Below are 23524 nucleotides of genomic sequence, written 5' to 3'. Positions count from 1 at the left end.
TCGGCACTTAACCAAACTGTAGAACCAACGGGCGAAAATTTGATGGCATTACTCAAAAGATTAGTTAAGGTTTGGACAATACGATCCATATCTGCCCATAGCTGTTGGGATATGCTAGAAACTGATAGGGTAACTCCGGCTTTGTCGGCGAGAGGCTGCACTACATTCACTGCTTCTTCTATCACTTCAGCGACGTTGCAGGTTTGTTTTTCCATCTTCACTTTGCCGGACTCAATGCGCTCAATGTCAAGGATGTCGTTGATCAACCTGACTAAGCGTTCAGTACTGTCCACAGCAATTTGTAGCAGCCGTTTCCCCTGATCTGAGTCTGGCTTAAGTAAACCACTTGCCAGCATTCCCAGAGAACCATGAATCGAAGTTAACGGCGTGCGGAGTTCGTGGCTGACGACAGAAACGAACTCGTCTTTCATCCGTTCCACTTGCCTGCGATCGCTAATATCGTGTAAGTAAACTGTATATACAATTTCTTCCCCTAATTTTAACTTAGAGATAGAAGCCTCTGCGGGAAATTCTGTACCGTCTTTGCGACGACCATAAATCTCCCGACGTTCTCCCATCCTGCGAGCAACGTTTGCGGATTGACCAAAATCAGCGACGTGCTGGCGATGTGCCTGGGTGGATCGCAATGGCAATAGTATGTCTAAAGGTTGTCCAAGAACTTCAGCAGCCGAGTAGCCAAAAATTTTCTCGGCTCCTTGATTAAACATGGTAATGCATTGGTTGCCATCAATGGAAATAATAGCGTCATCTGCAATTGATACAATACCAGAAAACCGAGCTTGAGAGTTTCGCAGTTCTTCCTGTGTCCGCTGGTACTCATTGAGTTCTGATTTCGCCTGGTGGGTGATACGCTGTCGCAGTTTAATCCTCTCAAGACGATTAATAATCCGCGTCACTAATTCCGGACCAATAATCGGCTTGCTGACAAAGTCATCTGCACCTGCTGCAAACACCTGATTCACTATGTTGGCATCGCTGTGAACTGTTAAAAATAGAATTGGCAACTCACTCCAACGTGGATCATTACGTACCACTTGGCAAATTTCTATACCATTAATTTCATCAATTTCTACATCTAAAATCAGAAAATCTGGCTTCAAAGCTTCTAAAGTTTCCCAGAAGCGTTGCGGGTCTTGGAGATTTGTCACTTTGATTCCCCAAGGACTCAGTAAAGTTTGCAACACTGCACCTATCTTAGGATCATCGTCAACAGCCAAAACGTGAGCCTCTGCATGGGGAGCGTCTTGTAATACTTGTGTCACTGCCTCTAGTACCTGTGAAATAGGCATGGGTTTTTGTAAAAAGAAGTGCCTACCACTGCGAGCAACTTGCAATCGATTCCTAAAATCGCTTTGTTCAGTAAAAACAAGCACTGGTACGGGAGGTTTGCGTTGGTTTAATTCTGCTAATAAGCTAAAGCTGTCGTCATGATTGGGGAAAGCGCTGGGGTCAATCAGTACAACACTGGGATGTTCATGATAAAGTTGATGCCTTGCCTGTTCAATATCAGTAGCAATTGCAACTTTTAACCCCCTGTTTGCAGATTCTTTTTCAATTTGTTCAGCAAAGGTGCATAGATTCGGGGCATCTTGGTGATAGGCATTGCGGTCAACCACCAACAACAAGGGATGCTCATCACCAGTTGGTGACAAAGGTAAAGTTTCGTTATCGTTTTGCTCAATTTCTTGACGCAATTGCTTTACCAAACGAGAAAACTCTTTCGTTTCATCTAGAGTTAATGATTTACTAGATTTGAGCAGATGCTCAATTTTTCTTGCTACTTTTGACCCAACAGAAAAGCCAAAAGTACCCAATGAGCCAGCTAGTGTATGAGCTTCTTTTTGCGCTTGCTTGCGGAGTTTTTGAGTCAAAGTTTTCTGGGCTGAAGCACTTGCAGCATTCTCCAGCAGAGTCACCTGTTCATCAACCCGCCCTTTGAATTTGTTCCAAACTCCAGCGACTCCTGAAAGTATTTGCCGTTGAGTTTCATCAACAGAGGAAGAAGTGAGGGGATGAGGAGGCGAAGCTTCTCCCTTATCTCCCTTATCTTCTCTATCTCTTGGCTGTTTCGCTGGCGCTTGTTGGTTGAGCCGATAGCCAATACCATAGACTGTTTCAATCAGATCAGCGGACGCTCCTTGTGATTTTAGTTTCTGTCGTAACCCTTTAATATGAGTGCGAACGGCTTCTTCACCAGGAGTGTCCTCATAAGACCAGAGATGTTCCAAAATCATGCCACAGCTAAATACGCGGCGACTGTTTCTTAAAAAAAGTTCTAGCAGCCCATATTCCTTTGGCGTCAATGACAGAAGCTTTCCTGCATAAGTTGCTTCACAGCTTATAGGATCAAGCTGCAAATCACCCCAAGTGAGCACTGGTTGTGATGCTACACTACCGCGACGCAATAGCGCTCGTATACGAGCAACTAATTCCTCTTCATCAAAAGGTTTCACCAGATAATCATCTGCACCTGCATCTAATCCAGTGGCTTTCTCGTGACTACTACCGCACCCAGTCAATAGCATGATTGGCATCGCCAAACCTTTAGATCGGATTTGGCGGCAAAGGCTGATACCATCTATCTTTGGTAGGATGACATCAAGAAGTATTAAATCGTAGTCAAAGGTGTCAATTAAATCCCATGCTGCCTGACCATCGCAGGCAACTTCGATGGCATAGTTTTGGTTGGTGAGGACAGCAGCGAGAGCATGGGCAACAAGCTGATCATCTTCTACAACTAATATCTTCATTGTAAAATATAAAAATGGAACTTAACAGTTATCAACCTTAAGAATGTTAATACAAGTATAAACAACTATAAAAAAGCCCTATCAATGTTCATTTTAGAAGAGCTATCGTAGATGGTTAACCTGAAATCACAAATATCACAGACAAATTTACAAAACTTAAAATAAAAAACCCTCGATTTGATTCGAGGGTGTCATGCAAGGAACAATTGGAAATTTCTTTTTTAGAGAGAGAACCTAGGCAAATTACCAAAAATCCGTGGTTTTTACAACTTTACTTTATACCAAGCAATTTCTAACCACTTCGCTCGTGAACCGCTTGGTATCAGGTAAGTTTTGTTTACGCTCCTATCCACCCAGTTCTAACTCCGCGCTCATTCAAACAAAGGACATTGCTCTTTTCTCTTTTCTCAACCTTGCTAGGAAATTCTCTGACATAAACCTCTGGTAACGAAGTACACTTTTCCTGACTAAATACTGGCATTGCTTGCCAGCAGCTACGACAAAACCAGTAAACTTCCTGATGACGTATATGGCGTAAAAGTGGGCGGGAGCAGCAAGGACAATTATTCATGGTGTATTAAAATTTTTATACTAAATGTGTTTTTCGCCAAAGGGACAGTCAGTTGAGAACTAAACCTTTTCATGCTTTAAGAGTAATTTGCAATTGTGAGGAACTTGTGAGCTATACCGAAAAATTTTTGATTCTCGTAACACAAGTACACAATTTATGAGTTATACCTCCGCAGAAATATCAGATTAAAGAAGTTTTCGTTGACCAGTATCCTCACAAGATTCTCAACTTTTCTTCTTATAAACATTAAATGTGGGACAAGCGAAGCATTTGCTTACTGCATGATCCTCTCAGGTTGATGTGTCATAAGGAAGCAAAACAATGGTAGAAGTAGAAACAGCAGTTGATCAAAAAAGCGATCGCGAAGTCTCTAAAGAAAAAGCTTTTGTATTGCCTTTAGGTAAAGTTGGCATTGCAGACATTCCCTTAGTAGGTGGAAAGAATGCTTCTTTGGGAGAAATGATTCAGCAACTGCGCCGCAGAAGCGTAAAAGTCCCCAATGGATTTGCGACGACAGCATATGCATATCGCTACTTTATGCAAGCAGCAGGGTTAGAACCAAAATTACGCCAGATTTTTGCTTCTTTAGATGTGGAGGATGTCCAAAATCTCCAGCAACGAGGTAAGCTTGCTAGATCTTTATTGCTCCAAACTCCTTTTCCTATGGAATTACAGGAGGCGATCGCCTCTGCTTACCAAGCACTAGAACCACAGTACGGAGTCGCTCCCGATGTAGCCGTTCGCTCTAGTGCGACTGCTGAAGATTTACCCGATGCTAGTTTTGCGGGACAGCAAGAAACTTACTTAAATATTCACGGGTTACAAGCAGTACTGGAAGCCTGTCACAAATGCTTTGCCTCAATTTTTACAGACCGTGCGATTTCCTACCGACAAATCAAAGGTTTCGACCACTTCAACATTGCCCTCTCGGTAGGCGTGCAAAAAATGGTACGTTCCGACTTAGCAGCGTCTGGTGTTATGTTCTCCATCGACACTGAGACTGGTTTCAGAGATGCGGTATTACTGACTGCGGCTTATGGTTTGGGTGAAAACGTGGTGCAGGGAGCAGTTAACCCAGATGAATATTTAGTATTTAAACCTACTCTAAAACAAGGTTATCGCCCAGTTCTAGACAAGCGGCTAGGTACAAAAGAAATCAAGATGGTCTATGATGTAGGCGGCTTGAAACAGATAAAGAACATCCCGGTTCCACCTGCTGATCGCTCCTCATTTGCTCTCAATAATGAGGAAATTTTGCAACTTGCTCATTGGGCGTGTCTTATTGAAGAACACTATTCCCAAGTTCGTGGTGTGTATACACCAATGGATATTGAATGGGCAAAAGATGGCATCACGAATGAATTGTTTATTGTTCAAGCACGCCCAGAAACAGTGCAATCTCAGAAAGCACGCAATGTGTTGCGGAGTTATCGCCTGGTATTGGGGACTGGGGAGTTGGGACTCGGGACTGGGGAACAGTCTGCCCAATCCCCAATCCCTAATCCCCAATCCCTAGTTTCCTTAGTTACGGGACGCGCTGTTGGTAATGCAATCGGGCAGGGCAAAGCCAGAGTCATTTTGGACGCGCATCATATTCACCTGTTTCAACCAGGAGAAGTGCTGGTCACCAACCGTACAGATCCAGACTGGGAACCTATTATGAAAAAAGCCAGTGCGATCGTCACTAACTCTGGTGGACGGACCTGTCACGCGGCGATTATCGCCAGAGAAATGGGTATTCCAGCAATCGTCGGGTGTGGTAACGCTACTACTGTGTTAAAAACTGGGCAAGAAATCACTGTTTCTTGTGCAGAAGGCGAAACCGGAAAGGTTTACCAGGGTCTATTGCCTTACGAAGTCCAAGAAGTACCACTCGAGAAATTGCCCCGCCCCCGCACTAAAATTATGATGAATGTGGGCAATCCTGAAGAAGCCTTCGGCTTAAGTGCCATCCCAAATGATGGAGTTGGGTTAGCGCGGATGGAATTCATCATTGCCAACTACATCAAGGCTCACCCATTGGCATTAATTCATTTTGACGAATTAGAAGATGAGCTTGCTAGGTATAAAATTGCAGAGTTAACTGTCCAGTATGAAGACAAAGCGCAATTCTTTGTCGATAAGCTGGCGCAGGGGATTGGTACAATTGCCGCCGCTTTTTACCCCAAACCCGTCGTCGTCCGCCTGTCAGACTTCAAGAGCAATGAATATGCTAATTTGTTGGGTGGCAGACAGTTTGAACCAATAGAAGAAAACCCGATGATTGGCTTTAGGGGGGCTTCTCGCTACTATGATCAGCGCTACTGCGAAGGTTTTGCTTTGGAATGTCTAGCGATGAAGCGAGTTCGTGACGCGATGGGCTTAACCAACGTGGTTTTGATGGTTCCTTTTTGCCGTACCCCAGAAGAAGGTCAGCGAGTGCTGGCGGAAATGGCAAAGCATGGTCTTGTGCGTGGCAAAAACGGCTTGGAAGTCTACGTGATGTGCGAGTTACCCAGCAACGTGCTATTGGCTGATGAGTTTAGCCAAATCTTTGATGGATTTTCCATTGGGTCGAATGATCTGACACAATTGACTCTAGGACTCGATAGAGATTCTGAGTTGGTCGCACATTTATTTGATGAACGCAACAAGGCTGTGCAGTGGATGATAGCTAATGCGATCGCTACTGTTAAACAGTACGGACGCAAAATTGGTATCTGCGGTCAAGCCCCCAGCGACTATCCCGAATTCGTCCACTTTTTAGTGGAACAGGGAATAGACACCATTAGTCTCAACCCAGACTCTGTGTTAAAGACGTTGTTGGAAGTCGCTGCTGCGGAACAACAGAGTTAGGAGTACGGGTACAATATTGCACCCGTAGAGTGATCAGTTATTCATTCAAAATTTATAACTCATGACTGAAAGCTTCTGACTCATAACTAAAAACTAATGAATAAGGACTAATAATTATGTTTCAAAAAATTCTCGTTGCAATAGACAATTCTGAAATTGGTGAACACGTTTTCAATGAAGCTATATCTTTGGCAAAAGCAGTTCATGCAAATGTCATGTTGCTGCACGTTCTCTCTCCTTTTGATGGGGGATACTTAAACCCTGTTTTGCTGCAACCGAATGGTGTTTACCCAACTTTGCATACAGAAGCTGTCAATAAATATATGCAGCAATGGGAACAACTCAAGCAAGAAAAACTAGATATGCTGCTCTCTTTTGCCGAGAAAGCAAAGCAAGCAGGTATCATCACTGAATTTTCTGAAAATCTTGGCGATCCAGGTCGAGCAATTTGTGAAGTAGCTCGTAGTTGGCAAGCTGACTTGATTATGGTGGGTCGTCGTGGTCGCAAGGGGTTAAGTGAGTTTTTCCTAGGTAGTGTCAGCAATTACGTATTGCATAATGCTTCTTGCTCAGTTTTAACGGTACAAGGACCAATTCAAGATCATACGGAAGTTCCTGAAGCTACCAACGCAGCATCAGCTTAGTTTTACTTGCAGTTTGAGAAATAGGGGAAGGCAAGCCTTCCCCTTATTTGCAAGGAGGGCAAGGAGCGATCGCTCTTTGCCATGAGAAACTTTAGTAGGAGAGGGCAATTCCACTAAAGGTGAATCAGCTTTGCGAAATTGCTCCTTTTATGAACAACGTTTCATGGATGAGTGCAAGTCCATGTATGCATTAGAAACACACTAAATAGTCAGCACCTAGCCTACCTTCATACAAGACTTGCCTCATCTGTGAGCGTTGCTTCAATCATCAACGAAAGCGGTATTCTCAAGCACGACTTCAAGACTCATAAGCACCTATATCAACGCCAGCACCTTGAGGTCGTTGTACACCGTTTTTATCGCGCTGTGCATACTGACCAATATCTGAGGAACCAGCATTAATTGCTGCCGAACCAGATGTGAGACGGTAGTCATTGCCACCTGGGTTGACAAATCCAACTGACGCAACCTTGGTGTTGTTGTTAGCGTTCAGGTTGTCAATTCCAGTCCCACCTTCATAAAGCTTCTCATACTTGTCCGTGAACAAGTTACGATCCAAAGTCACGTTGCCCGCATCTTCGATCAACGCATTCCGATAGGTGCTATCAGCAAAGATATTGTTGCGAACTAGAACGTCAGTCGGTTTATAACCACCAGCGAAATAACCAGTGCCATCGATGTCAAGGGCTTGGACATTATTCGCAACGGTATTGTTGACAATCTCAACGTTACGAACGTTACTGGTAACGACAATTCCTCGACCAGGGTTCACTCCTTGTAGTCCATTTCCATAAACAAGGTTGTTGTAGACTCGGACATTAGATAGATCTCCTTTATCAGTCACTTCATCTGCAACGACAATTCCATCAGCAACGTTCCCAGTGACAACATTGTTGTAGACATCAATGTTAAACGAATTAGAACGGTTACCCTCTATGTAGAGAGCAGGACCACCTTGATAGCCCTGATATGTACCAGAGATCGAGGCTTGACCAGTTATATAGTTGCCATGGACAGAGCCATTGCGAGAACCAGTTTTGATGTCGATGCCTTCACGTGTGCCATCTTTAACGGTATTATTAGCCACTTCAAAACCATCGACACCCCAGATGCTTAGCGACTCTTGCGTTCCAAGTGGATCAGAGATTGAATTGTCGCCGGAGCCACCTTTCCATCTCGCATTGGCTTTTTCGACGGTGTTGTTGAGCACCTTGATATTTTTACTGGTGACCTCGGCTTCTCCACCCTCAAAATAGCTGTCAGGCATGGCAATGATACCTGAGGAACCAGTATTGTAAGTATGGTTGTTTTGAACAGTTATATCGTTGGAATCACGCAGAGAGATTCCAGCCCAAGACGTGTCCTCAATGCGGAAGCCATCAATGACCCAATGACCCTTGCCAACAGACTGGATAACCCCTTCCCGGAAACCTCCTTCAATAGGGTCAGGATCGCGCACTGTGACATTACCATTGGCTTTGAGTGTGATATTACCTTCGCTATTACCAGATTTACCAAGGGTGACTAGTTCTGTGTAAGTACCTGGTTGAACTAGAATAGTGTCACCAGGTTTGATAGCGGACTTCTCACCGACCGCGTAGTTAATGCTTTTCCAAGGTTTATCACTTGTACCTGGATTGGTATCACTACCATCTGGTGAAACATAGTACACAGTACCAGAGTTATTGCCTGTTGCAGTTGGTGCAGCTCTTCCGGCTGGTGAACCGCTACCAAGATTGCTGGAACCCTGAGTGAACTGGTCTACATCAGAGTCACCAACGAGGGTGTCTTTGCCTTGCTCTCCAATCAAAAGGTCTGCATTGCTGCCACCATTAAGCTTGTCGTTGCCATTGTTGATCAAGCTTTGATCATTACTAGAGAAACCAAACAGGGTACCGCTTTGAGTGTTACCATCAATCCCGATGTCTTTTCCGCTAAACCTGTTGTTGGTCCAACTACCGATGATATCTTGTACACCTTTCCAATCCACACTACCTTGTCCATTGCTAGTTAGAGTGGAATTTTGAGGGTTGCCCTGATGAGTAATCACATCAGGAATTTGAGTCAAGGGATTGGTTTGAAGTGCCTGAGATTGAGAGTCTGTAAAGCTCATTATTTTGCCTCCATCAAGTTCTTCGTTAACGTCGTAACCGCAGATGACCCGAAGAAAGGCAGAACCCTGAATCTTAGAGCAATTGAGTTAAGCCCTAAAAGCTTTTAGAGATTTCGTGATTATTGAACCAGAGCAGATGAAACTTTAAGCTTTAACATCAGAAGTATATGTTCTGGTGCTAAAGTTTTTTACAGTCAGATGACTGTGCGGCAAGAATTAGGTAAATGCTTGATGAGTTATGGGTCTAGCCGTTGCTTGTGAATTTATAGAGATAACCTGGCTTAAACACCCCAAAACTCGCGAGGATTTTTGCCTCTGTAAAATAGTATATCACGATTGAGGAATTTTTCCTCCTTGAATACTATATCACGAGTGAGGAATTTTTCCTCCTTGAATACTATATCAGGATTTACGCAAAGATCAGAGCAATTGAAAAATTTTTCGGTGGGTAGATCAGGCGATCGCACGGCAGACCATATTTAAAGGGACAATTTTTCTATTTCATCAGAGGTTTGCAGGGCTATAGGATCCCAGTCTCAACAGGAACAGATAGGCTCTGGGAGAGCGAAAAGACTCGTCCGCATCTCGTAAGTGTCCCGTTAACGCTTGTTCAATACCAGGCAAGTTGGTCAAATCCCTGCATCTTTCTGTAGACTCTCCGTATTCTAATCACAAAATTTCAGTTACAATGGCAAGCCAGGGAATGACTCTGTAGATTTTGCTTGCCTCCTATCAGTATGGACATTCTAATCGTTGAAGATGAACCTGAAATTGCCCAGTTAATCGAAATTTCTCTGCAAAAAGAAGGTTTTTCCTGTCGCAGTAGCAGCGACGGTTTGAATGCCTTGCAAATGTTTCAGGAGCAATCAGCAGATTTAATCATTCTAGATTTAATGATTCCTGGCTTAGATGGTTTGGAAGTCTGTGCAAGAATTCGGCAGAAACCAGGTGCCAAAGATCCATATATATTGATGCTTACGGCTAAGGGTGAAGAAATTGATCGCGTTATTGGCTTGTCTACAGGTGCAGACGATTACATGGTCAAACCCTTTAGCCCCAGAGAGTTGATTGCTAGGGTGCGGGCGCTATTGCGACGTAGTCTCCGCCATGGAGGACAAAATCAAGTATTTCGCACCAAACACTTTATCGTGGATATAGAGCAGCGGACGATAAGTCGCCAAATGAATTTTCAGCAACCAGAAATGCTAGATTTAACTGCCCTGGAATTCAACTTGTTAACCACCTTTATTAGCAATCCTGGTCGAGTTTGGAACCGCGCTCAACTCATCGACAAACTTTGGGGCGATAACTTTTTTGGTGATGAGCGCGTGGTGGATACTCATATAGCCAGGTTGCGAAAAAAAATTGAGCCAGATCCTGCTAATCCGACTTTTGTGAAAACTGTTGTTGGGGTAGGCTATAAGTTTGAAGACTCTCCTGGTGTGTGATGAGGAAGATCGACTGGCTTTGGGCAAAGTCATTACCTTTGGCATCACGCCTATTTTTCTCCCACTTGGTAGTGATGATCGTGGGGGTACTTAGTCTCGTGATTATCAGCAAAGTCTCTTCCCCCCGCTTTTTTGTTCTGCATTTGGAACGATTGGAAGAACGAGGGTACAACTTATTCGATGTTCGTGCTGAGTTAGTTGACGGATTTGAAATTGCCTGGAGACGAAGCACTGTATGGTCAGTGTTGGTAGGTGCAACGGCTGCTGGAGGATTGAGTTATTGGGTGTCCAAACTGCTCATGCAGCGGTTGATAGAGATGGAACAAATTACGCAAAAGTTTGCTGCTGGTCAATTTGATGCAAGACTGCCTTTATCAGATATTCCAGAACTGAATCGGTTAGGTGTTAGTTTCAACCGCATGGCAACAAGTATAGAGGGGGTGGAAGCGCGACGCCGGGAACTGATTGGAGATCTGACTCATGAGCTGCGGACACCACTAACAGTCGTACGTGGTTACTTGGAAGAACTGGCTGATGGAACTATTGAACCTTCTCCAGAAATTTATTTGCGGCTGACAAAAGAAACTAAGCGTTTAGAGCGGTTGGTCAATGATTTGCAAGAACTGTCTAAGGCAGAAGCTGGTTATTTACCGATCAATATACAGTCAGTAAATCTGCGTCCTTTATTAGAGTCTTTAGTAGAGAAATTTGCCGACCAACTGCTAGATGATGGACCAGTTCTGCGTTTAGAGTGTCCATCCAAACTACCTTTGGTATTGGCAGATCTTGACCGTACAGAACAGGTGCTGGTCAATCTACTTGGTAATGCAGTGCGTCATACTACTAAAGGCTCAATTACTGTCCGTACTTGGACTGAAGCTTCTCATCTATGGATTGCAGTCATTGATACAGGTGTGGGTATTGCTAAGGAAGATTTACCTTATATATTTGAGCGCTTCTGGCGAGCTGACAAATCTCGCGATCGCCATTCCGGAGGAACAGGCATTGGTTTAACTATCTCGCACCGTTTAGTGGAACTGCAAGGCGGTCAGATTCACGTGGAAAGCGAGCTAGGATTGGGCAGCACTTTCCGTTTTTTCCTGCCTTTAGCTTAAGTTTAGCTCTGAGAATTCATCTGCACTAAATATACAAGCTATTGACACAACGGGGTCACACCTGTGCCATATCCACTTGGTAGTTTAAAAGTAGCTAAAATTAAGCTTTTCTGAAAGATATTGAATTTTCATTTCAGAATTTTTATCACAAGCTGTTAGTAAATAACACTGAGATTTGGTTACATAATTATGTTTACTTTTTTCTTTGCTGCCTTTTTGGTGAGTTTACTAACTTTATTTGGTGGAGCTGCAATTGCTTACCTGTTCCCACAGAATCATTCCCAAGATTAAGGAACACTCCATAAATCAATTCAAAATTCAAAAATGGAAAACCCATAACTAGCAAGCACCTACCTGTTGAGTGCCTAGCAATTAAATGCATAACTGCCGATTTATCTATAAGTTTAGCTTCAGCACAACTGACCCATAGTCCAAATCCTTGTGTAATATAGATACCAGTTTTCCTGCGTTATTCACATAGCGCGGGGTTTCTTTTTTGGTAGGTAAATGTATCATTAGTATCAAAGAGTGTTGAATAATGAAATTTTGATATAAAAATAAATACAGAACAGCTAATTATGGTAAATAAAACTAAAAAATATATATTTTATTTTGTTCTGTACCTATGTAATTCCCTTTATACTTATAACGATTGGTTTAGTTTAACTGTAGTATGGGTTTGGCTCAATTTAACTTATGATAAATCAATTTTCTTTTTCCAATGTTGAAACTTCAGGGTATACAAAGGGTAGGATAGTTATGATTAGTCAGTAAAATTCCTAGTTGGTTAAGTGTACAAAGATAGAATAATTATGATGAGCCAGTAAAATTCCTGTTTCCTTCAATAATCTATGAATTAGGTGTATGTACTGATTTGGAAATTTTTCGGGTTATATTAACATTTAGCTAACTAATAGATGAATCGTTTGTACCAGCTTCAAGATATAGTAGTTGTTTTACAAACCTCTAGCTCATACTGATAAATTTCTGAATCTTAGATAACTTAAGGAGTCGCTACAGTGAACAAGATGCTATTGGCTTTGGTTATTAGTTACCTACTGATGACAAGCTATTTTTTTATTAACTGGTTAAGATTTAGCCTTCGTCACCCTAATTTTTCTCCGGAAGACAAATTTTTGTCTTTTGTCATGCTTCTCATGACTACTGTGTTATGGCCCATCGTTCTTCCTCTGTCTTTTGTAGAAATCTTGAGGACACGAAAAGTTGAGTTTAGTGCTGTGATCCCTGTTCTTGTTGTGATCTGTGCGTTCAGTCTTGCATTTTACATAGGTTAACTACTTGAGCGCGTACTTCTTGCTATTACTACTGGGTGCGCCTTACGCGCCATACATAATAGTTGTATGATTAAACAGAGTGCCTTGATTCCATCTATAGCAGGGGACTAGGGACTGGGGACTGGGGACTGGGTGAAAAGTCTTTCTGTGTCTAGGTTTTATCATTTGTTGATGTCCTAACCACCTTGGCTGTTGCTATACCACTACACCTCAATCTATACAAGCAAAATTCTTGCGTTTTACTTGTTAATATGTGTCAAAATTTGCTTTCTTCTTGCTATATTGTGTGTTAAATATTCTTTTATACTGATGCGGGGTTGCTGGTATTCTCAAGACTTATCAACCCCTGTCACAGGTAAAAATAATTTGTAGCTGTAATGAACCTGAATTGGTAAAACAGATAAGAAATAAGGATGAGCCGTCCGGCTCATCCTAGAAATCAGGTCTACATTGAGGCAAAAGGCTTATTGCAATTGACTTGGTTGAGTTGGAAAAGCACCTGGGCGCACAGCTAAGTTGAGATTTTGCCCATTACGACGCAACTCCATGCGCACATCTCCCCCAACTTGGCTATTTTCCACTGCCTTTTGGACAGAGCCAGCGTCAGCCACTGCTTCCCCGTTGAGTTTTTGGATAACATCACCAGCACGTATCCCTGCTTTGGCTGCTGGTGAATTGGGCATAACTTTGACAACCAAGACGCCACGGTCTTCATCAACACTCAAACCGCTGTTGGGGTCGGAGTTGATGTTTTGCTTCAACTCAGGCGTTAATCCTACCATCTGAATTCCTAAATAAGGATGTTGTACTTTGCCTGTCGCTATCAGTTGACTGGAAATTCGTTGCGCTGTGTTGATAGGAATCGCAAAGCCCAATCCTTGTGCTCCTTGGATAATAGCTGTATTCATCCCAATGACCTCTCCTTGGGCATTAAGCAGAGGTCCGCCAGAGTTACCAGGATTGATCGCGGCGTCTGTTTGAAGATACTCTACTCGCTTATCGGGAGCACCAATCAGATTGCTGGCGCGTCCGGTAGCACTGATAATGCCAGTAGTGACAGTATTATCCAAACCAAGGGGGTTGCCGATCGCGATCGCCGCTTCTCCAGGTTGTAGCTTTTCTGAGTTACCCAACTTTACTGTAGGCAGCTTATCTGCTTGAATTTTGACAACAGCCACATCTGTCAATTCATCTCTCCCTAGCACTTTACCTTGAAAAGTGCGCCCGTCCTTGAGTGTCACTTTCACCGTATCCGCACCAGCGACGACGTGCGCATTAGTGAGAATGCGACCATCAGCACTCATGATGAAGCCCGAACCAGTACCGCGTTCCACCCGGTTTTCTGGAATTGGCATTTGAGATCCAAAGAATTGGCGGAAAAATGGATCCTTAAATTGCTCTGGTAACTGAGTTTTGACTGTTCGGGAAGCATCAATCCGCACAACAGCTGGTCCAACTTGTTGCACAACCCCAATGACAAAGTTAGGATTAGTCCCAGCTTGTATTGGCAAAGCAGCATTTACCGGGCTCACCGCCAGGTTAGACGCGGTTTTAGACACCTGTTGATAATGAGAAGCTAGATAGCCGCCTGCGAAGGTCATTCCAGATCCTAGCAATACCAGTGATAAATGAAATGCTGGTTTTTTCCAAGAAGAACTGTTTAAGATTTTGTTGTATGTTCCTGACTGGTTATCACCATCACGCGGTATTTTATACATAGTGTTTCTATAAGTGTCGATACATTTCCAATCTAAAGACGCTTTGTGTCAATGCTGTGACACAGAGATGACGGACTTGTGAAAACCCTGGCTGCGTAAGTCCTATATCTATATATATCTATAGAAGTTGTGTTTGTGTTGCTGCGGGAGATGCTTTCTAGAAAAACCCTTAAATAAAAAGTAGAAGCAATAGTAAGACATTCAAAGGAAAAGTCACCAAACAGGAACAATAGAATTGGTGCCAACAGTCTAGACAACACTGAAATTATATCTATAGAAGTTGTGTTTGTGTTGCTGGGCGATCCCCTTTGTGGAAAAACCCCTAAGCAACGCGGATTTAATAAAGTACAAAACCTCACCCCGCCTTTAACTGTCGTTAAAGTCTCCCCTCTCCGCGAGTTCGGAGAGGGGTTGGGGGTGAGATCAAACGAGTGATTTGTATGTTATTTAATCCATGATCATAAATAAAAAGTCGAAGCAATAGTAAGACACTCAAACTAAAAGTCAGCAAACAGGCACAATAGAATTGGTGGCAACAGTCGAGACAAGACAGAAATTTGTAGAGGCGTAGGCAGGCAAAGATGGGGAAGCTAGCATTGCTGATAGGGGTGAGCGAGTATCAACCCGGATTAAATCCGCTACCATCTGCGGTTAAAGATGTTGAAGCAATGCGACGAGTACTGACACACCCAGAAATAGGAAATTTTGCTGAGGGAGATATCACAGCACTCAAAAATCCCCAACGTCAGGAAATGGAAGATGCTATTTACAATTTGTTTGCCCATCGCCAGAAAGAAGACTTGTTATTATTTTACTTTTCTGGTCATGGCATTAAAGATGATAACGGCAGGCTTTACCTCTCAACTCGTGCTACTAAAACACAGAATGGCAGATTGGTCAAGCCTTCAGCCGTAGCAGCCAGTGTTCTGCACGAAAGTATGAATGAGAGCCGTTCCCAAAGACAGGTCATTATCTTAGACTGTTGCTTTAGCGGGGCGATCGCTCAAGGGCTAACCGTCAAAGATGATGGTACTGTAAATTTACAGGAACAGCTAGGGGGTAAAGGGCGGGCAATCCTCACCTCTTCCACATCCACCCAGTACTCATTTGAACAAGCAGGTTCAGATCTTTCCATATACACCCGCTACTTAGTCGAAGGTATGGAAAAAGGTGCAGCGGATCGCGATGGGGATGGTTGGATTTCGATTGATGAACTGCACGAGTATGCTAACAGCAAGGTAAAAGAAGCAGCACCAGCAATGACTCCCAAGTTTTACCCAATTGAGGAAGGTCATAAGATTCTGCTGGCAAAATCACCAAAGGATGATCCTAAGGTGAAATATCGTAAGGAAGTAGAAACTCGTGCTAAGGAAGGTCACGAGTTTTCTGTCTTTGCTCGTAGAATTTTAGACGGAAAGCGGAATGAGTGGGGATTAACTCCAGGAGAAGCCGCTGCAATTGAACAAGAAGTTTTGCAACCTTATCGGGAGTATGAACGTAAGCGCGATGAGTATGAGCGCGCATTAATTGAGGCAATTGCTCAAGAGTATCCGTTCAGCAAGACAACCCAAAAAGATTTAAAAGAATATCAGCAGTATCTGGGACTGCGGGATGAAGATATTGCCTCAATTGAACAACGGGTCATTACTCCGAAACAAGCAGAATATGAGCGTAAGCAACAGGAAGCACAGAGGTTACAGCAAGAGCAAGAAAGAGCTAAGCAACAAAAGCAGCAAGCAGAATTACGAGAACTACCTGAAACTCAATCATCACCAGTTTCTCAGCCAAAATCTCCCTCTGTTATTCAAACTAATATTCCAACTAATATTCAAACTCAACAGTTTGAGTTCGAGTATGCCACAATAACCGTAAAATCGGGATTTTTAGGTATAGGAAAAACAACCTGCAAAATTAACCGTCATGCAGGTCGAGCAGAATTTTTCACAGAAAACCTGGGCAATGATGCGTTGCTGGAGATGGTGGCAATTCCTGGCGGTCAGTTTTTGATGGGTTCTCCAGAGAATGAGCCAGAACGTTTTGATAATGAAAGTCCACAGCACACCGTCACCATTCAACCCTTCTATATGGGTAAGTTTCCAGTGACGCAAGCTCAATGGAAAACCGTTGCCGCTCTTCCTAAGGTCAAAATAGATTTAAATCCAGATCCATCCTTCTTTAAAGGGGCTAATCGACCTGTTGAGAAGGTGTCATGGGACGATGCAATAGAATTTTGCGTTCGGCTTAGCCGCTTCGTAGAAGGTCGGTTGTCTCACAAAACTGGAAAGCCCTATCGTTTGCCCAGTGAGGCAGAATGGGAATATGCTTGTCGAGCGGGAACAACTACCCCTTTTCACTTTGGCGAAACGATTACGACAGATTTAGCAAACTACAACGGCAACTCTATTTATGGTTCTGGACCAAAGGGTGAATATCGTCAGCAAACAACAGAGGTAGGAAAATTTCCACCAAATGCTTTTGGTTTGTATGATATGCATGGTAATATATGGGAGTGGTGTCAAGATGGCTGGCATGATAACTACAAGGAAGCCCTAGCAAATGGCACCGCTTGGATGAGTAAAAATTATAATAATAATTATCGCCTGCTGCGTGGCGGTTCGTGGGACGACACTCCGAGGAACTGCCGTTGCGCCTACCGCTTCAGGTACGCGCGTGCTCTCATGAACCTCAGCGTGGGTTTTCGTGTTGTGGTTGCGCGGTTCACGACTTCTTAGCCCTTTACAGTCTTTCCCTTTTGCACTTTGCGCTTTATTCTTTTCTCTTCACTTTCCGCGCGAAGCGCGAGCAAATTTTTCTAACTTTTTGGATTATTCAGAATTAGTAAATCTTAAGTAGGGTGCGTTAGGCTAAAGCCGTAACGCACCATGTTATATCATCGTGGTGCGTTAGGCGCTTTGAACATGTTTTTCGTTAAAATCATGTCGAACGGGTGCGCCTAACACACCCTACAAGAATTTTATTTTTACTTCACAACTGGGTAGGACAAGATATACTTCAAAGTTATAAATTGAGTTTTAAAACGCTCAAACTTAAGTGCTGTAATCTATTTCACACGCTCATAGTACTTTAGTTCTAAAATGTAAGAGAGGATTCAACCATAGCAAAAAACGCAGCTACTCTTGATGATATTCGCAAGTGGTCGCAAGAAACACCATACGGCTGGCTGGCATTTACTGCGTCTATTGTTGGCTTTATAATTACTTTCCTGTCGTACCTTCAAAATTATTTTAAACAAGGGTAAATTACAAAAAGGCTCACGACTTTAGGCTTATGAAGTATTAAAGTTTTACTTTCCCTAAATTTATTTAGGGAAAAACAAAACTGCTAACCCAACAATAGCACTAATAAAACTGATAAGGCTAAATATCCAATGTTCCTTGAGAAATTCTCCTAAAGCTGCTGGATAGCTTCCGTAAATATCTTTCCATTTCGCATTCGTTTTGAGAACTCCGTTGCCAAGTCGTTCGGTAATGTTAGCAATGACATCAACTTTTCTCAGGGTAGACTGATGAAGTTTGACGTACTCTTTTTTTTGAAAGGCAGTTGCTTCGTCTGCTCCACTCAAAAAGTCTTTGTCAGTTATTTTATTTTTCTCCATCAGTTTTTGTAAACGAGGGTGGCTTATGTATTTAGTACCATAAATAGCAACAAGCAACCTTGCTAAGTCAACCATATTACTTTCATTTATTTCCAAAGGATTTCCACCTAAAACTCTGTAGCGATGAGCTATGGCGGGAAAACCATAATTTATATCTCTCATATTCCAATGCACCCAGGTGTAATGCTGATGGCTAGAAACATATTGATAAAAATCATCTAGCATCAACTTTTCAAGAGAATTATAATTAATCTCTATATCATCTTTAGAATATGCTTTAATTTCTGCAACTTGATGTATCGAAAAAGAAGTTGTTTGACCGGAGTAAAGATTTCTTACGGCGATAGACGTGATTCTGGGTGAAGAACCATCAGGTCTGTCATAGAAACTCTCACAAGAATAGTGAATAATAGTTACGTTTTTTGGGTTATTGATAATATCAGCAAGCTGTTTTCTTACTTCTTTAAGCCTTTGAATTCTGTTTATAGCTTCGCCCATTATCGATAAGTGTCCTAATCATTACAGGATTACTTAATATATTTTATAACTTACAAAAACTTATTTAGTAGAAATTACTTACGCACGTGTCATCAGTTCAGTAAATCTTAAGTAGGGTGCCTTAGGCTAAAGCCGTAACGCACCACGACATAAGATGGTGCGTTAGGCGCTTTGAACATGTTTTTCGTTCAAATCATGTCGAAAGGGTGCGCCTAACACACCCTACAAGAATTTTATTTTTACTTTATAAGGATTTCCAACAAAGAAATTATCCCCTAACAGTGGGGTGGGCATCCCTTGCCCGCCCAGTTTATAGGACGGGCTAGAAGCCCATCCCACAAGAAAAAGTTAGATATTTTTTAATTTGGAAGTCGCTGGGTGACTTAATAAGTCTCAGAAACCTGGTTTCTCCCAGAAACTAGCCTTAAATATTACTCAACAAACTCAGGTCTTACCTTGTGGTTAGACTGTAACTGTTGTTCTAAAGCTGTCCAATTTTCCTGCTCAATTAAGCTAATCAATTCGTCGAGATTATGGCGATACTGCTGGAGTGAATTGAGCAATGCTTGCCGATTGTACCGCGCCATCATCACTCCTAATTCTGGATTGCCGCCACCAACACGACTTGTATCTCGAAAGCCAGAACTAGCAAACTTTTGGGCTAATTCCAGCACATTTGAGTCAGTTTCACTCATACAAGCAGCAATCAATGAGGCACTAACCATCACGGGCAAATGGGAAATCCAACTGACTGCTCGATCATGCTCTTCTGGGGAACAATGGTAGAGAGTCGCCCAAGTTCGCGCACTATTTTCTCTACAACTGTAATGGCAGCAGTTGGTGTTGTTTCTGTTGGTGTCAGCACGTAAGGCTTATTTTCAAATAAATTGGGGATAGCTGCTTCTATACCACTATCGGTTCTTCCCGCCATTGGGTGTCCACCGATAAAATTGTCCCAGAGGGGAGCGATCGCCTTAACTATCGGAGTTTTTACCGAACCTACATCAGTTATGAGTGTGTTGGAAGGCAGATGAGCGATGAGCTGCTCAAATGTGGGAATAATCAACCCTATAGGTGTACAAATAAATACCACTTCTGCGGCTGTAAGCAAGCTGATGTCAACTGACGCCTGATCTACGCTACCTAGGGCTAATGCTTTGTCACACGTTGATTCTCGACGGCTGACGCCCAAAACATGATGTCCTTGCGATCGCAAATCCAAACCCAAAGAGCCGCCTATCAGTCCAAGTCCTAAAATACCAATATTCATGTATCTGTGATTTTGAGATTCTATGTCATATCTTCCACCTCGCCGTCCCCAGACTGGAAGTTTATGGTTCTAAAGCGAATTTTGCTGCCTTCGGGTGCTTATTCCCAAATTGCCAAGCAAGCAATGCCCGCAACTGAAATAACCTCATAATATAGAAATTCGGCGTCGCTGTAGGGGGTTTGTACGTTCCTTTCTCAATAGCCACTAAAGTTTATTTCCCAGAGCTTATCAAAAATTTGGGTTTAAAACCTTGCCCTTTTAGGGCGACTTTATGTTAAAGGTGCTAACATAAGGAAAATTTTGGTTAGGTCGAAACCAGTGATAATTTACGAGTTCAAAGTCAAAGGGAAAGACTTGCAGTACAGAGCGATAGACGATGCTATCCGTACTAGTCAATTCATCCAAAACAAGTGTTTGCGTTACTGGATGGATAACAAAGGTACTAGTTTAAATAGATACGACTTAAATAAACATTGTGCTGTACTAGCTGCCGAGTTTCCCTTTGCGGATGAACTTAACTCAATGGCTCGACAATCTGCGGCTGAACGTGCTTGGAGTGCGATAGCTCGCTTCTACGACAACTGCAAAAAGAAGGTTAAGGGTAAAAAAGGATTCCCAAAATTTAAAAAACATTGCCGTTCTGTTGAATACAAAACTAGTGGCTGGAAGCTTTCAAATACCCGTAAAGCCATAACCTTCTCAGACAAAAAAGGTATTGGGATCCTCAAATTAAAGGGGACATACGACCTCAATTACTACGATGTCAAACAGATTAAGCGTGTCAGGTTAGTACGTCGTGCTGATGGGTACTACGCTCAATTTGCAATTGATGTTGACTTGAAGGTTGAGACTCAGCCAACAGGACAAGTAGTAGGTATTGACTTGGGATTGAAATATTTCATTGCTGATAATAAAGGCAATGTAGAACAGTCACCCCAGTTCTACCGTAAGTCTGAAAAACAGCTTATACGTGCTAACCGCAAGAAATCTAAGAAGTACGATAAGACGAGAAAAAAAGCCCACGAGCCGCAATCAACCAACTACCATAAAGCCAGAAATCGGTATGCCCGGAAGCATTTAAGAGTAAGTAGGCAACGAAAAGAGTATTGCAAGAGATTGGCATACTCCGTCATCCAATCTAACGATTTGGTAGCCTATGAAGACTTGAATGTCAAGGGCTTGGTACGTAATCGACATCTGGCTAAGTCAATATCTGATGCTGGCTGGTCAACTTTTCGGTCATGGTTAGAATATTTTGGTCACAAGTATGGGAAGGTTACAGTTGCCGTGCCTCCCCATAACACAAGCCAGAATTGTTCTAGCTGTGGCGAGAAGGTGAAGAAATCTCTATCGACTAGGACTCATGTCTGTCCACATTGTGGATTTGTGGAGGATAGAGACGTGAATGCAAGCATCAATATCCTGAGGCTGGGACTCAGTACCGTGGGACACACGGGAACTTACGCTTGGGGAGATTTGCCCTCTTGGGCGATTGGGGTAACCCTGTCGTCTAATGGCGAGTCAAGGAACCAAGAATCTCCTACCCTTTAGGGCGGAGAGTGTCAAATAGCTATTCTTTCATTTAAAGATGTAGGAACTACCTAGAGAAATATTTCTGTTGTAATGAACTTCCAGCCAAAGACATTTTTAACCTCGGTTTCAAAGTTCCTCAATAGGTAGAGTTATTAAATAATCTTTAAGAAAAAGCAATAAGTAACGCTACTATGATAAAAGAAACGATTTTTTTTTGCAAATAGCAGATACCGACTTTTTCCAAGCCCACATACAAACAATTTTAACTAATTATAGTACTCCAAATTTAATTTGGCATGACCACCCTAACGAAAGGAAAACGATTTAATAGAGAGGATACTACTCATATCTATAATGATAATTTGACTGAAATAGTAAAATCAATGACTTCATCGTTGAGTAGAATTGTTGATTTTGTGAAAGGATTCCATTATATAAGTCATTAGTTAGTAGTTAGTAAGCTACAACTAATAACCAACAACTTTCACTCAGGAGGAAAAAGATGCGTGATACCTTTAATAAAATGATGGGTCGGACTCGGTATGTGGTCTGTCGCATTATGCTGCATTTAAGTGGATCTGAGGTAGCACCAATTCTGGGAGTTTTAAATCGTGCTGCAAGGGAAGCCATAGATACCGAAGGTGACATAGAAGTTTTGGGAGAAGGATTGGTAGAAATTTGCCAAACCTTATTGCAGTACGATGAATATTGGCTTTCTGCTGCTAATGAAGGTGACGTATTTTGGACCGAGGGGGAAGCAGGAGACTACGTGAATGAATTATTTACAGACTCCGCCCAACGTTACCTCAGTGAACCAGATTTTGGTTCTGACTCTGGATACGATGAACCTTTATCTATTCCTGTCACACGTAATGTCGTTGTGATGATTACAGTGGCTTTTGAGGGAGAAGTCCCAGATTTGGAAGCTGACTTGGCTAATATTACTGCACTCAAAGAAGGCTTGAAAGCTCTAATAAACTTACATTACAAGCATAAACTACGGGCAATTCAAGTGCATTTTTCACCAGCTCGGTTGGGCGACGAGCTCACTAACGACCAGCTATTACAATATTACCCAGAATTAATTCCCTTGTAATTGGTTGGGTCGTCCACACTTATCACCCAATTGAGAAATTGTTAAGCTCGGAGATAGGATGATAGTCAAATGTTCATGACAATCGTGCGTAAATTCACAGCAATTTTTTTAGCTTTTAGTTTGTCTTTGACAACTGTCGCCTGTGGTGGCGGCGGATCAAGCCAAACGACACCTCAAGCTAGCAACACCAATCAAACGACTGCTATCAGTAATGCTACTACCAAGCTAGCTGATGGTCAGTATCCGGTGCAGCAAGCAACTTTTAACGATGCTGACGGGGAGTACACAGTGTTTCTACTCAACGCTAACCCCCCAACTTTGAGAACCCAAAATTTACAAATGGCGCGGCTGACCGATGATGAAATCAAACAAGGTAAGAAAACTTATCTAAAGGTAGAGAGTGGACAGCCAGCCTTATACCTAACAGAAGATTTCAAAATTGAGTACGTCCACAACGTTACCGAGAATAGAACCAACCCCCAAACGGGACAACAGGAAACAGTCGTAGTCCGTCAACAAAATAGCTTTTGGGCACCTTTTGCTGGCTCTGTTGCTGGATCTTTGGCAGGTCAGGCGATTGGTAGTATGTTGTTTAGACCGCAATATTATGTGCCGCCTGCATATCAGCCTGGTGGAGTGCTGACTGGGTACGGTGGCTATGGTCGCAGCTATGGAGATGCGGTTCAAAGTTATCGCACACGCTATAATGCGCCGCCTGCAGTAGAGAGAAACCGGACTGCTTTCCGCAGTACAGGAACGATTAGAAGGTCATATCCTGGTGGTTCTTCCACTGTACGGCGCACTGTCCCAAATACCAATACGGGCAGCCGCGCTACTGGTTCCGGTTTTGGCGGTAGTACCCTAAGACCCTCTGGTAGCAGCACCACCAGACGCAGTCCTGGCGGTAGCAGTTTTGGTAGTGGTGGTCGTTCTCGAACCCCACGCTCAACTGGTTTTGGTGGTAGACGCAGATAATTGTAGAGACGCGCCATGGCGCGTCT

Annotated in this window: 12 protein-coding genes and 1 pseudogene; 8 read left to right on the top strand and 5 right to left on the bottom strand. The window is 42.8% G+C overall.

From position 1 onward, the window contains the following. Positions 1-2771, bottom strand: a 2771-nt coding sequence (locus V5G28_RS17670) for a response regulator (protein ID WP_332989236.1), incomplete at its 3' end; no start/stop codon positions are given. Positions 2772-3663: 892 nt separating this feature from the next. Between V5G28_RS17670 and ppsA the strand changes: the two genes are divergently transcribed. Then, the gene (gene ppsA / locus V5G28_RS17665) at positions 3664-6177 is read left to right on the top strand and encodes a phosphoenolpyruvate synthase (RefSeq protein ID WP_332989235.1); all 2514 of its coding nucleotides are present in this window, start codon (positions 3664-3666) and stop codon (positions 6175-6177) included. Between the two features lie 116 nt (positions 6178-6293). Next, entirely contained in the window at positions 6294-6821 is a 528-nt protein-coding gene (locus tag V5G28_RS17660) for a universal stress protein (protein ID WP_332989234.1), read from the top strand. Between the two features lie 298 nt (positions 6822-7119). On the opposite strand, the gene V5G28_RS17655 is transcribed toward V5G28_RS17660, so the two are convergent. Next, positions 7120-8934, bottom strand: a complete 1815-nt coding sequence (locus V5G28_RS17655) for a right-handed parallel beta-helix repeat-containing protein (protein WP_332989233.1) — start codon at positions 8932-8934, stop codon at positions 7120-7122. 737 nt (positions 8935-9671) lie between these two features. Between V5G28_RS17655 and V5G28_RS17650 the strand changes: the two genes are divergently transcribed. Then, positions 9672-10382 carry a response regulator transcription factor gene (locus V5G28_RS17650; protein ID WP_332989230.1) on the top strand — a complete coding sequence of 237 codons (711 nt, stop codon included), beginning with the start codon at positions 9672-9674 and terminating at the stop codon, positions 10380-10382. Beyond that, the gene (locus tag V5G28_RS17645) at positions 10382-11497 is read left to right on the top strand and encodes a sensor histidine kinase (protein ID WP_332989229.1); all 1116 of its coding nucleotides are present in this window, start codon (positions 10382-10384) and stop codon (positions 11495-11497) included. The genes V5G28_RS17650 and V5G28_RS17645 overlap by 1 nt, the downstream gene beginning before the upstream one ends. A gap of 1759 nt (positions 11498-13256) precedes the next feature. Here the strand turns inward: V5G28_RS17645 and V5G28_RS17640 are convergent. Then, positions 13257-14510, bottom strand: coding sequence for an HhoA/HhoB/HtrA family serine endopeptidase (locus V5G28_RS17640; protein WP_332989227.1), 1254 nt, complete (start codon positions 14508-14510; stop codon positions 13257-13259). Positions 14511-15091: 581 nt separating this feature from the next. On the opposite strand from V5G28_RS17640, the gene V5G28_RS17635 reads away from it, so the two are divergent. Next, positions 15092-17242, top strand: coding sequence for a caspase, EACC1-associated type (locus tag V5G28_RS17635; protein ID WP_332989225.1), 2151 nt, complete (start codon positions 15092-15094; stop codon positions 17240-17242). A 587-nt stretch (positions 17243-17829) separates the two neighbouring features. Here the strand turns inward: V5G28_RS17635 and V5G28_RS17630 are convergent. After that, positions 17830-18624, bottom strand: a complete 795-nt coding sequence (locus V5G28_RS17630; RefSeq protein WP_332989222.1) for a hypothetical protein — start codon at positions 18622-18624, stop codon at positions 17830-17832. A 431-nt stretch (positions 18625-19055) separates the two neighbouring features. Then, positions 19056-19894: pseudogene (locus tag V5G28_RS17625) on the bottom strand (prephenate/arogenate dehydrogenase). Positions 19895-20212: 318 nt separating this feature from the next. Here V5G28_RS17625 and V5G28_RS17620 point away from each other — a divergent pair. The 3 genes from V5G28_RS17620 (at position 20213) to V5G28_RS17610 (ending at position 23498) form a co-directional block, all read left to right on the top strand. Continuing rightward, entirely contained in the window at positions 20213-21445 is a 1233-nt protein-coding gene (locus V5G28_RS17620; protein WP_332989238.1) for an RNA-guided endonuclease InsQ/TnpB family protein, read from the top strand. A 484-nt stretch (positions 21446-21929) separates the two neighbouring features. Further along, entirely contained in the window at positions 21930-22523 is a 594-nt protein-coding gene (locus tag V5G28_RS17615; RefSeq protein ID WP_073634501.1) for a DUF1517 domain-containing protein, read from the top strand. A 69-nt stretch (positions 22524-22592) separates the two neighbouring features. Then, a complete protein-coding gene (locus V5G28_RS17610) occupies positions 22593-23498 on the top strand; it encodes a hypothetical protein (protein WP_332989218.1) in 906 nt (301 codons plus the stop codon). Positions 23499-23524 lie beyond the last annotated feature (26 nt).

This window comes from Scytonema sp. PRP1 (assembly GCF_036697665.2).
Classification (GTDB): domain Bacteria; phylum Cyanobacteriota; class Cyanobacteriia; order Cyanobacteriales; family Nostocaceae; genus Kalymmatonema; species Kalymmatonema gypsitolerans.
Note: the sequence above shows the minus strand (reverse complement) of the source record. Positions and strands in the feature narration are given on the sequence as shown.

Excerpts from the sequence above, each read along its gene's own strand:
- ppsA (WP_332989235.1), top strand. The coding sequence starts at position 3,664 with ATGGTAGAAGTAGAAACAGCAGTTGATCAAAAAAGCGATCGCGAAGTC.
- V5G28_RS17660 (WP_332989234.1), top strand. The coding sequence starts at position 6,294 with ATGTTTCAAAAAATTCTCGTTGCAATAGACAATTCTGAAATTGGTGAA.
- V5G28_RS17655 (WP_332989233.1), bottom strand. The coding sequence starts at position 8,934 with ATGAGCTTTACAGACTCTCAATCTCAGGCACTTCAAACCAATCCCTTG.
- V5G28_RS17650 (WP_332989230.1), top strand. The coding sequence starts at position 9,672 with ATGGACATTCTAATCGTTGAAGATGAACCTGAAATTGCCCAGTTAATC.
- V5G28_RS17645 (WP_332989229.1), top strand. The coding sequence starts at position 10,382 with ATGAGGAAGATCGACTGGCTTTGGGCAAAGTCATTACCTTTGGCATCA.
- V5G28_RS17640 (WP_332989227.1), bottom strand. The coding sequence starts at position 14,510 with ATGTATAAAATACCGCGTGATGGTGATAACCAGTCAGGAACATACAAC.
- V5G28_RS17635 (WP_332989225.1), top strand. The coding sequence starts at position 15,092 with ATGGGGAAGCTAGCATTGCTGATAGGGGTGAGCGAGTATCAACCCGGA.
- V5G28_RS17630 (WP_332989222.1), bottom strand. The coding sequence starts at position 18,624 with ATGGGCGAAGCTATAAACAGAATTCAAAGGCTTAAAGAAGTAAGAAAA.
- V5G28_RS17615 (WP_073634501.1), top strand. The coding sequence starts at position 21,930 with ATGCGTGATACCTTTAATAAAATGATGGGTCGGACTCGGTATGTGGTC.
- V5G28_RS17610 (WP_332989218.1), top strand. The coding sequence starts at position 22,593 with ATGTTCATGACAATCGTGCGTAAATTCACAGCAATTTTTTTAGCTTTT.